This window comes from Pseudoalteromonas denitrificans DSM 6059 (assembly GCF_900112265.1).
GTDB classification, from domain to species: Bacteria; Pseudomonadota; Gammaproteobacteria; order Enterobacterales; family Alteromonadaceae; genus Pseudoalteromonas; species Pseudoalteromonas denitrificans.
Genome location: NZ_FOLO01000034.1, coordinates 47,441 through 57,999, shown reverse-complemented (window position 1 = coordinate 57,999; position 10,559 = coordinate 47,441). Strand labels below are relative to the sequence as shown.

Genomic DNA, 10,559 nt, shown 5'->3' with positions numbered 1-10,559 from the left:
AGGCTTTGGTTGCAGCCAAAGCTTGGGTCTCACTTTACCCGAACTCGGTAATAATTAATAATTAAGATGGCTGTATTATCCATACAAGCTGTTAGGTTAACAATATGGTTTGCCCTTCCTGCAATTTTAAAAGGACCAGTGTACATACTAATCCGTCATGGGAATGTCCTAATTGTAAAAAAGCTTATAATAAACATAAGTCTAAAACAAAGTTCAATTTTAAAAAGAGTGTAAATTCGGACGAAGCATCAAGTTTCACGGTTATGGACTTACTTCTTTTCCCTTTAGGTGTTTTTATTTTTTCTCTAGGGTATAAAAATATAAATACAGGCTACTTTGACCAAGGTGATATGTTCTGTTTATTTATAGGGTTCTTACTTGTCTTACCAACTTTAATAAAATTATTATCTATAAAATCATCTAGTGGCGGAGACGGCGGAGGTGATGGGGGGTGTGGAGGCGGTGGTGAATAATTAACCTGATATATATGAGCCGGACCACAATTAATAGGTAATACGGTTTTATTTGATTGCATCAGCAGTCAATTTTTAAATCAATTAAAAAACCTTTATTGTTATATAAATTAAGCGACTGTCATGTGGTTTTTAAGCATAGTTTACAGCATACACATATAGAGGCTCTCTTATTAAACTCCAATATATATTGTTGTTTTTTAACAACTTTAAGTTTTTTATAAAACAGGGGAGCTACTGTTAAATGGATTTAGAATGAAGCCAGAATCGTGGCATCTATTGATTAACCTCAACAGGCACTATTTAAGTCATAGGTGCTTTGTACACAACTATTTTCTTTGTAAAGAACGACTCAGGCAAGGTGTAAGTGGCTTTTTCAATTGTATTAGTGCACAACAATAAGGAGTCAATCAAATAAATAAAAAATAGGCGAATTAGCTTACAGCTTTTGGTATTTTAATTACCATTAATGTAATTAAAAAATAATCTTTTTTTAACAGAATCAATTTTATCATTTTTAGCTTTCCCACTATAAATCGCTTTCATGTATAAGGCATGGCCTAAAACAAAATCGATACTTTGTTGTTCACCCCAATCAGATACCCAATACCAGAAATGCATGCACTCTACACCAACAACGATATTACCAATATAAGGTTAAAGTAATGAAAGAAGTTGGGACTTATCAGCTTTAATTTTGCTATGAATAATAATTTAACCTTGTAAATCAATGATACAGACATATAAAAGGCGTGCATGTAAATCTATTCCACAGTAATATGAATGTGAGCTATTATAAAAGTTCATCGAGTTTACTCCTTTTGTTTGGTCACTAAAGTATGACGCAAAGACACGATACTTGGAGGGGGCTCAATGATTTTCAAGAAAATAAACTAGGACACGTAACAGTTGACTACATTTTGCTTCGCAACACAACGTTAGCCAACCATTACTCAGTCTGCTATTTAGGCGTTATATTTTACGTGGATTAAGAAGTATATTTTATGGCTACGAACTGTAAACTTAAAAGATTGAATGCTGGCAGGGATCATATTGCTGATAATTATCAAGCACCGCTCAGCTTATCTGGTATAGCAAAGTGTTCATATATGTCCCCTTATCATTTTTTGCGTGTTTTCAAGGATACTTATGGAGAAACGCCTAACGAATTCTTGATTCGGCTTAGAGTTGAACAAGCTAAGAAAATGCTTATTACGGAAAATTTTAGTGTCTCAGAAATTTGCGAGAAAGTGGGTTACACAAGTCTTGGTAGCTTTTCTTCATTGTTTTTAAAACAAGTTGGTGTGGCACCTACTTTATATCGTCGTAGGCTTTGGGCTTTGTCTACTGAAGTATACCGCTTTCCCTCGCAGGCTATACCGGCATGTTATGCGTACAATTTTTTAGGAAAATTGCCTAAGTGAGCAATATTGGAGAAATATCATTTTGATTATTTCTATAAACTAAAGATAAATAAATAACTGGGAATATATAGATGATCACATCCATAGCGCATACAACAATATATGTACTTAATCAGGACGAAGCGCTTGATTTTTACAAAAACAAGCTCGGTTTTGAGGTCGGTGATGACATGAAAGTGGAAGGTGATTTTAGATGGTTAACTGTATATCCGAAATCTAAATCACAACTTCAGTTGGTATTGGCAGAGCCAAAAGAGGAACCAATGTTCACCAAAGACTCTGCCGAAAAAATACGAAGTTTAATCGAAGAAGGCGCATTTGGTGCGGGCGTTTTCGAAACTGAAAATTGCCAAAAAACGTACGAAGAGCTTGTGGCTAAAGGAGTGGAATTTATCCAGCCACCTACAGAGCAGCTTTATGGCGTCGAAGCAATGGGCATAGACAACTCTGGGAACTGGTTTAGTTTGGTTCAACGGTAAAATATAGCACATATGAGCCGGATCACAGTCAATAGGTAATACTGTTTTATTTGACTGCATCAGCAGTCAATTTTTAAATTAATTAAAAAATATTTATTGTAATATAAATTAAGTAGGGTGTTACCCGCTTAGCCATTTATCGAGTACCAATGGAAACTGTTGAATATCAAAATATAAGACTGACGAAAGCTTTCTCTCATAGTGACGTTAACTTTTTACCCGACTCATATGACTATGAAGAATTTGATTCAGAAGAGTTAAACTTAAAATTAAACCCTGAAGCTCTTGCGCTAATAAGAGATGGAGATCGTTGGAGCCAACTCGTTAAAAAAGAATCAGGGGCTTTTGTTGCGTTTTCGATTCACTTTAACGGAATCGATAATGTGAATGGTTTTGTCGGCTGGTTTGCAAGCTACCTTAAAGTAAAGTTAGGAATTGGCTTGATTGTTTTTGTCGGGTCCAATAGTTTAAAAAATGGTGTATATGATTATTATGGTGTTCCAATAGAGCATATTGTTGCTGTAAAAAGAGAAGTGGCAATGTTAGCAAGCATCGTATAAATAAGGGGAGGTGTTACGAAGCCGGCACCTTATCTAGGTGTTGAACAGTTTGACTTATTTATAGTAAATAATGATGGTTGTGGTATTGAAAAGTGGCAGTGTTGTCATCATAATCGATGATGTCATTATCAGATAAGACACCGTGATATAAATAGCGAGAGAGGTATTGATACGCCTATTCATCAAACTCGACCTCGCCACACTTTTGCCAGTGTAAATGCATTAAATAGGAATAGCTTATTACCTTTATATCATTGGTTTTCATTATCATTATAAGAACCACATGGGATGAATATATAGGGGCAATAGAACCTCATTTTGTAATAAAAAGTGGCAATATCACAGTCATTCAGGCATAAATAAGTTCACCTTGTGAGGACTAAAGAAAGTGAATATACAATGGTAAATATATTTGTTTAGTTCATAACATAGAAAAGCTTAAAGATAGCCTGCATTAAAAGAGACACCCACGAAAATCCCCTAAGTATTACTTAAATATAGTTTTTTATTAATAAATTCCATCATTATCTTGGTTCTAGTTGTAACAATAAAAATTTAGCAAAAACGTAAACATTTTTGATTGTTAAAAGAAATCAATGGGGTTAGAGTGTCCCGATTAAAAGATATAAATAAAACGAGTAATTTTACAGGCTAGTTAGATTAAAGCATGAATATTGAACATTTTTTTTCAGATGGGAAAAATTGAGTCTGTTGGGTTAGAACTTCCATACTTTTACGTACACTTAGACAGTGAGATGGTCAGCTATTCAAACTTAAATTTGAAGATGCCGCATATCTAGAACTGTTTGAACTTGGTATAGATACTCACGGTACGCTTTTGTCTTCTGCGTCGGATAAAATTGAAATTGTAAAATCTAGAATACTTGATGTTGGTGGTAACTCTAGAGGTTACAGTGACTTCAGTTTAAACAAGTTACATTTTCTTCTTCATATGTTGCAGAGTATTTAGCAATAATTTACCTAGCATGCATCGTAGAAGAAATCTAATAAGTCAATGCTATCGAGGGAAGATCATTTTAATAGTCGCTTAGTGGTAATTAAAATCCCAAAGATAGGCGTTATATTTTTGAGTTAAATTAAAGAAGTGTATGTCAATGGCTAGAAATGTCGTTTATAAGCATAAAAAGAAATACAAGTTAAACTCTGAAACCTTAAATAGGATTCAATCTGTAGTTTTGTCTTTGAGTGATGAAATTGTAATTTCTTCACTCAAAGATTCAAGCAAAACTGAGTTAAAAAGCGTAACTTTTACAACTAAAAATAATATTCATGGTAATGATGTTGATCTGGAGTTAATGTTTGAGCTGAGTGAAAATGAAATTACCGAAATTACTTTAGTACTGCTTGATGGGCCTGATTGTCTTAATGAAATTCATTTGAAGTATCATGTACTTGATTTATTAGATGAAATAATTGGTGGCGAACACAATGGAGACTTAAAGGGTTATACCGTTAGAACTTACTCGAAAATATTTAATTCTCATCCAATACGAAAAGAGTTGTTAATTAACTCAGACTATAAATTTCTAATAAAGCCCTTTCCTTGGACAAGCAAACAGGAGCCCTTGACTGAACAAATCATTATGTTTGATATCGAAGTGAATGCGGTTAATGTTGAGCACGCAAGGAGTTTAGCATATAACCATTCTTTGAATGTAAATACATATTTAGCGTTATTGCTTGATGTAGGATTTGAAATGATAAATTCTGAATTCAGGGTGTTTACTATAAAACAAGAGGATCAATTTTTTCTAGCGAGGCATAGAACTGGATTTATAGATGATGAGCTTGGTGTTATTGTTAAAGATAACCACTATGGATTAAAGGATGTTAATGATTTAGATCATGTTAATTCGTTTAGTTCTGGTAAAACTGCATTAAATTTTGCTGTTGAAAAGAGTGATGGCGGTTGTGAATTTATTGATTCTCATATTTATGAGACTGTATCAAATAATGACTTTTTAGAAAATTTGTTCTTTAACCATAAAATTAAAAAAATAAAGAGCAATAATAGGTCTAAGCCAGAGTTTATACCCATAAGTGAGTTGCCACATTATCCAGTTAATGAGATTAAATTGCCTAGTGAAATTAGAAAATATTTTAAAAATATTTCTGTACTAGAAAAGAAAGCTAAAGAAGCCTTCTCCTCTTGTTGTCGAATGTACAATATTTCATTGACACTAGGTAAAACTCAGCCAACACTTGAAAAATCTTATAAAATCTGTGCAATAGAAGCTCTTGCTAGCTACGAAGGTTTGAGTTTTTCAGAGTTCATGATCAAGTATAGTAATGATGATTTTGATAAAAAAATATCTGATTATTTTTATACTGTCAGATCTAGCCATTTTCATGCTGGGCGATTTCACTTTGATGAGTTTGCTATGAATATGCAAAGAGAAATTTCTTTCACATTTAAAGAAAAGACAGAGGATTACGTCAATTTCTCAAATTATATCCGAGTAGCTCTTATTAATTGGGTCAAACGCGTAATATTAAGTTAAAAAAATAACAAACGCCTGCAATTTTACCTTCGGCCATTGTCACCTTATGTGCAAAGAAATGCACAAAAGTCGCAATTGACCTACGGCTGATGAAGCGGGCGTTGTGTCCGTAGATTAATTAAAAATTTAATTTTACAGTTCATAAATTGGATTGGTTAAGCATTGTTTAGTTAAGGACTAAAAGACCATATTACCGAAGAAACCAACTCTTTTCATAAATCTTAGTTTTAAACTTTTGAGATTAAAGTGCTCATAAGCAGGTTTTACTCAGATGAATGTTTTATACACAAGCCAACTGTAGAATAACATTTAAAACAGCGGCATATCCGCTGATTTTGTTTGTGTCTATTCGTATTTAGGAGTAATACTGTTTTTAAATGAGCCTGATATACAGCATTTTGGTTAAGTACATTAACATTCGACGGAATATAGGGGATTGAATTTATGGTGATTTCATTTCTAGCCCCTGCATCCAAAACGCGCTTAATTGCTCAGCTGAAATGCTTAAAACAGAAGGCTGAGGTTTACAACAGTCTGTGAAAATCCTCTGTGCTAACTGTCTTCCACTGGCTTGAGCCGCAGAAGTCTTAACGATACGCTGTTGATAAAAATCTGTCAGAATGTTGTCAAGATCATCTTTCTTTTCTAGTTTTTGGGCAAGATCCCAAGCATCTTCCAGCGCCTGACACGCGCCTTGCCCAGAAGTTGGCAAAGATGCATGGGCAGCATCTCCAATAATTAAAACATTGTCTTGATGCCAATAGGGGAGCGGGTCAAGATCATGAACAAAAATCCGATTGAGCGAGGATTTTTCATAAGACTTAAGTACATTTTGTACGGGATCCGGCCAGTTCATAAAACGCTGATGCATCTCATCGTACCAAGTGGATAAAGGCCGCGCTTTATCAATATGAGTACTCCATCCCCCTGCCCAAAAACATAAGCCAGCTTTAACCGGCACAATTCCAAAACGCTCACCCTGACCGCGAAAATCATGAATAACGTTATCTAAAACATCCCCTTTCAATTGACTAATTCCAACAATATTAATAAACCCCTGATAACAAGGTTGCACTTTTTTTGGGTATAATGTCTGACGTACTACTGAGTTCATTCGTCCATCGGCTCCTACCACCAGATCAAATTCTTGCTTTAATCCATCAATATCCTCTGCTGTTATTGAGCAATTAAAAAAAATTTTTACGCCCAAATCAGCCAAAGCCTCAGCGAGTATATTCATAAGATCACAACGCAATATAGTCACACTCGCAAAGCCACTTAATATGTTCACTTCTTGAATATTAAACTCACCTTGTTGGATACCATATTGGTCAAATTGGCGCATATAACTAGGCACTCCACCAATGCGTTTTATCTCTTTTTCCAAACCCAACTGTTGTAAAACAAAAATTGCGTTTGGCCATAAGGTTACACCAGCACCAATGGATGAGACCTTACTATCCCGCTCATACAGACTCACCTGATAACCTTGCTTTGTAGCGAGTATCGCCAGCGCTATTCCAGCAATGCCTGCACCGACAATCGCAATTCTATTGTTATTTTTCATCTACTCTACCTCGATAATATAATACGGTAGATATTATTTCAAAACCATAATTCAGGATAAACATGCTATTCTTGCGTTGTTAATCCCATTTTATGAGAAAATAATGATTGAAAAAACTGAACTTCAGTGGCTACTTAGCTTTCAAGCTGTATATGAACAACTGAGCTTCAAGCAGGCAGCTGAAAAACTTCAATTGCCAACATCGAATGTGAGTCGTCATGTTGCTTTATTGGAGAAACAAGTTAATTTACGGTTATTGGAGCGAACGACACGCAAGATGATGCCAACGACTGCAGGAAAGCAACTTTATCAGTCCATAACACCGCTCATACAAGCGATGAATGACACACTTGAAGAAGTTTCTTTGTATGGTGATTCACTCTCAGGTCACCTTAAGATCATCTTACCTGATCTCCCTTTTATGGCAGAAATTATCGCAGATTTTTGTCTCCAGTATCCTAAAATACAGCTGAGTTGCGACACTCAGTTAAACCCAACCGCGGGGTTGTTAGATGGGTTCGATTTGGTATTGAATTTTGGTCGTGGGCCATTGGAAGATTCAGGTTGGGTTGCTAAGGAAATTCTACGTTGGCCAAGTTGCGTGGTTGGCGCACCACAACTTCTTAAAAATTACCCTTTGCCACGGTCACTCGATGAACTCAGTACAGTCCCCTGTATTACCAGTCTTTCAGTACTACAAGGCATGCCATGGCGATTTAAACCCAAGCAAACGATTCAAGTTCAATCCAGCTACAAGGTCAATAGCGGCAACATCGCCAAAGCCGCAGCGCTCAAAGGACTTGGCTTTGCTATTTTACCGATTCATGCATGTCAGTTAGACATAGACAAGGGATCTCTTATCAAAATTGATTTGGACTACGAACCAGAAGATCTTGTATTATATGCATTTTACTCAGGCAGAAAATATCCACTTGAGAAAGTGAAAGTATTTTTGGAACATTTACGACTGGGGCTTATAGGACTGGAGCAAGATGTAAATTAAAGCTTTTGGTATTGATATACAAGTGAGTGCTTATTTTAATATTGTTAAACAGCCAATACCTTTTGATGTTAATGACTGCTTTATACGTTACTTTTAAATTATAAATATTTTGAGTTCAGTTTTTAGGTTTCCACTTACATTTTAGAATGTCGGGTAACCAAGGTAAATCAATTGGCTTAAGTGCTGTTTCTGCTGCGAGTGTTAGGCTAATAGATAACCTTTGTGCTAAATGTTTTTTTATAAGGTATTGTAATTTTCTACTTTCGAGTTTAATAAATGAGTCCTGTAATTGCTCACGTGTTTTGTCATCTATTTTTTCACCCATTTTTGCCTTAAAAGCCCAATTGATCCAAAATAAAAATGCGTGCTTAGATTTGTCCGGAGAAGTCTCTGTGAGTGCTGCTATAGGTGAATATAACCGTTGATAATTCAACTCTTGTTTTTGCAATAAGAATACAAATAATAAGTTTATTCCTGCTGTAATATGACTTGAGCGCCTTCCTGACTTTTGAAAACCAGCGTATGCTTTTCGGTAATGTTGTTCTGCTTGTACAAACTGGCCTGAATCAACAGCCACAGAACCTAAGTTATTCTCAATATTTGCAATCATTCTTTCAAAGCGTAACTTTTTAGCTAATTGTATTGCTTCCATATAAAGTTTTTTTGCTCTAGCATATTGGCCACTATGGCGAGCAGAAAGTCCCTGACTATTTGTTATAAATAAACGCAGCCTATCATTATCTGTAAATTGTAATGCACAGCTAAAACTGGCATCAGCTTGGTTGAAATATCCTGATTTTCTCAGATAAATGCCTATGGTCCATAATATCGTGGGTAATCTCTGAATAAAATAAGGATGTTCTTGAAATGTTAAAATTCGTTTTATTGATTCCTCAATAATAGAGAGGTCATTCGTTGCAACCGAGGCGCGAGCACGAATAATATGCCAACGAATAATGACTTTGTCAGATTGTTGTGGCAGGTTTTTAATTTGTTCTAGTAACTTGAGTGAATGAGATGATTTTATCTTTAGGTAATCTTCAGCCTCTTGTAAAATTTCAATGGTGCCATTATGTGAAGTGGAGGTATTAGAAGTGAATGGCAGTATGATAAAAATTAGTAATACATAATTAATATTTATCAAGGCAGTAAGCTCATTTTAACTATAAACTTTTTAAAGTGTATATGGTGTTTGCCATAATTCAATAATAGACTCATTCAGTTTAAATATAAAAAGTAATTTTAAAATCATTTTTCTGATAATGACTTTAAGATAACTTTTTTATTATTTGTCTTTTTTAGGTTTCCACTTACATTTTTGTATGTCGGATAACCAAGGAAAATTAAGTTGTTTAAGAGGAGGTTGTGGGGGTAATACAAGGTTGATAGATAATGGTTGAGCTAAATATTTTTTGATAAGAGATTGTACTTGTCTACTTTCAAGTTTAATAAATGAATCTTGTAATTTTTCACGTGTTTCTTCATTTATTTTTTCACCCATTTTTGCCTTAAAAGCCCAATTAATCCAAAATAAAAATGCTTGTTTAGATTTATTTGGGAAGGCTTCTGAAAGTGTTTTAATTGGTGGATATAATCGCTGATAATTTAATAATTGATCTTGCAATAAAAAAACAAATAACAAATTAATACCGGCGGTAACATTTCCTGAACGTTTTGCTGTTTTTTGATAACCAACCAGTGCGGTACGATAGTGCTGTTCAGCTTCGGCTAGTTTGCCTAAATCAATGGCCACAGAACCTAGGTTATTTTCAGCAGTAGCTGAGAACTTTTGTGAACCTAATTTTGTTGATAGCCTTTTAGCTTCTAAAAAAAGGTGTTTTGCTTTGACATAATGACCAAGATGACGAGCAACGAGACCTTGACTATTTTTAATATATAAGCGTATTTGAAGATTTTTAGTTAACTGTAATGCGCAATTAAATAAGGAGTCTGCTTGTTCAAAATAACCAGATTTTCTCAGCCAAATACCTGATGTTCTTAAAATAGTGGGTAATTGCTGAATAAAATAAGGGTGATTCTGAAACATCATGACCTGCTCTAGAGATGCTTCAATAATTGATAAATTATTAGTTGAAATAGAAGCGCGAGCACGAATGATATGCCAGCGAATAATGACTTTGTCAGGTTGTTTTGATAGGTTTTTGATTTGCTTTAGTAGTTTGAGAGTATGCGATGGTTTAACTCTTAGGTAGTCTTCAGCTTCTTGTAGTAATTCAATCGCTTTATTATGTGAAGGACTTGCCTGACTGGTGAATGATGATGTGATAAAAATTAGCAGTATATGAATAATTTTTATCAAGGATACAGACCCATTTAGATTATAAACTTTTTTAAGTGTACATGGTGTTTGTCAAAGGTTCAAAAGTTTTCAGTGAGATAATCATTTTCCTTTGATGTTAATCATAACTGATAATTAAAGTTTGTTTGTCATAATTTAGTTGCAGCCTCATTCAGTGTTAATTTAAAAAGTACGTAAATTTAACGCACTTTTTAAATTCCTAAAAGTTACA

At 34.6% G+C, this 10,559-nt stretch carries 9 protein-coding genes and 2 pseudogenes; 6 read left to right on the top strand and 5 right to left on the bottom strand.

Features of this window, described 5'->3' with window-relative positions; genetic code table 11:
• The first annotated feature begins 263 nt into the window (after window positions 1-263).
• Window positions 264-473, top strand: a complete 210-nt coding sequence (locus BM088_RS27050; RefSeq protein WP_143085109.1) for a hypothetical protein — start codon at window positions 264-266, stop codon at window positions 471-473.
• Between the two features lie 492 nt (window positions 474-965).
• Here the strand turns inward: BM088_RS27050 and BM088_RS17805 are convergent.
• A pseudogene (locus BM088_RS17805) lies at window positions 966-1,280 on the bottom strand (IS110 family transposase); the annotation flags it as partial.
• 197 nt (window positions 1,281-1,477) lie between these two features.
• Between BM088_RS17805 and BM088_RS17800 the strand changes: the two are divergent.
• The 3 genes from BM088_RS17800 (at window position 1,478) to BM088_RS17790 (ending at window position 2,936) form a co-directional block, all read left to right on the top strand.
• Window positions 1,478-1,897, top strand: coding sequence for a helix-turn-helix domain-containing protein (locus BM088_RS17800; protein WP_091987615.1), 420 nt, complete (start codon window positions 1,478-1,480; stop codon window positions 1,895-1,897).
• 71 nt (window positions 1,898-1,968) lie between these two features.
• Window positions 1,969-2,376, top strand: coding sequence for a VOC family protein (locus BM088_RS17795; protein ID WP_091987611.1), 408 nt, complete (start codon window positions 1,969-1,971; stop codon window positions 2,374-2,376).
• 149 nt (window positions 2,377-2,525) lie between these two features.
• A complete protein-coding gene (locus BM088_RS17790; protein WP_091987607.1) occupies window positions 2,526-2,936 on the top strand; it encodes a DUF6196 family protein in 411 nt (136 codons plus the stop codon).
• 82 nt (window positions 2,937-3,018) lie between these two features.
• On the opposite strand, the pseudogene BM088_RS28130 reads toward BM088_RS17790, so the two are convergent.
• A pseudogene (locus BM088_RS28130) lies at window positions 3,019-3,187 on the bottom strand (IS91 family transposase); the annotation flags it as partial.
• Between the two features lie 864 nt (window positions 3,188-4,051).
• Here BM088_RS28130 and BM088_RS27595 point away from each other — a divergent pair.
• Window positions 4,052-5,458, top strand: a complete 1,407-nt coding sequence (locus BM088_RS27595) for a hypothetical protein (protein WP_218156537.1) — start codon at window positions 4,052-4,054, stop codon at window positions 5,456-5,458.
• Window positions 5,459-5,900: 442 nt separating this feature from the next.
• Here the strand turns inward: BM088_RS27595 and BM088_RS17780 are convergent, their stop codons facing one another.
• Complete coding sequence (locus tag BM088_RS17780; protein ID WP_091987604.1) at window positions 5,901-7,025, bottom strand: FAD-dependent monooxygenase; 1,125 nt, start codon at window positions 7,023-7,025, stop codon at window positions 5,901-5,903.
• Between the two features lie 103 nt (window positions 7,026-7,128).
• On the opposite strand from BM088_RS17780, the gene BM088_RS17775 reads away from it, so the two are divergent.
• Window positions 7,129-8,028: a LysR family transcriptional regulator gene (locus tag BM088_RS17775; RefSeq protein ID WP_091987600.1), complete on the top strand. Its 900-nt coding sequence runs from the start codon at window positions 7,129-7,131 to the stop codon at window positions 8,026-8,028.
• 115 nt (window positions 8,029-8,143) lie between these two features.
• Here the strand turns inward: BM088_RS17775 and BM088_RS17770 are convergent, their stop codons facing one another.
• Entirely contained in the window at window positions 8,144-9,172 is a 1,029-nt protein-coding gene (locus tag BM088_RS17770; protein ID WP_091987597.1) for a tetratricopeptide repeat protein, read from the bottom strand.
• Window positions 9,173-9,313: 141 nt separating this feature from the next.
• Window positions 9,314-10,348, bottom strand: a complete 1,035-nt coding sequence (locus BM088_RS17765) for a tetratricopeptide repeat protein (protein ID WP_091987594.1) — start codon at window positions 10,346-10,348, stop codon at window positions 9,314-9,316.
• Window positions 10,349-10,559: the final 211 nt, after the last annotated feature.

Bases quoted from the DNA above. Each gene is read 5' to 3' on its own strand.
- BM088_RS17800 (WP_091987615.1), top strand. From the start codon at position 1,478: ATGGCTACGAACTGTAAACTTAAAAGATTGAATGCTGGCAGGGATCAT.
- BM088_RS17775 (WP_091987600.1), top strand. From the start codon at position 7,129: ATGATTGAAAAAACTGAACTTCAGTGGCTACTTAGCTTTCAAGCTGTA.
- BM088_RS27050 (WP_143085109.1), top strand. From the start codon at position 264: ATGGACTTACTTCTTTTCCCTTTAGGTGTTTTTATTTTTTCTCTAGGG.
- BM088_RS17780 (WP_091987604.1), bottom strand. From the start codon at position 7,025: ATGAAAAATAACAATAGAATTGCGATTGTCGGTGCAGGCATTGCTGGA.
- BM088_RS17790 (WP_091987607.1), top strand. From the start codon at position 2,526: ATGGAAACTGTTGAATATCAAAATATAAGACTGACGAAAGCTTTCTCT.
- BM088_RS27595 (WP_218156537.1), top strand. From the start codon at position 4,052: ATGGCTAGAAATGTCGTTTATAAGCATAAAAAGAAATACAAGTTAAAC.
- BM088_RS17795 (WP_091987611.1), top strand. From the start codon at position 1,969: ATGATCACATCCATAGCGCATACAACAATATATGTACTTAATCAGGAC.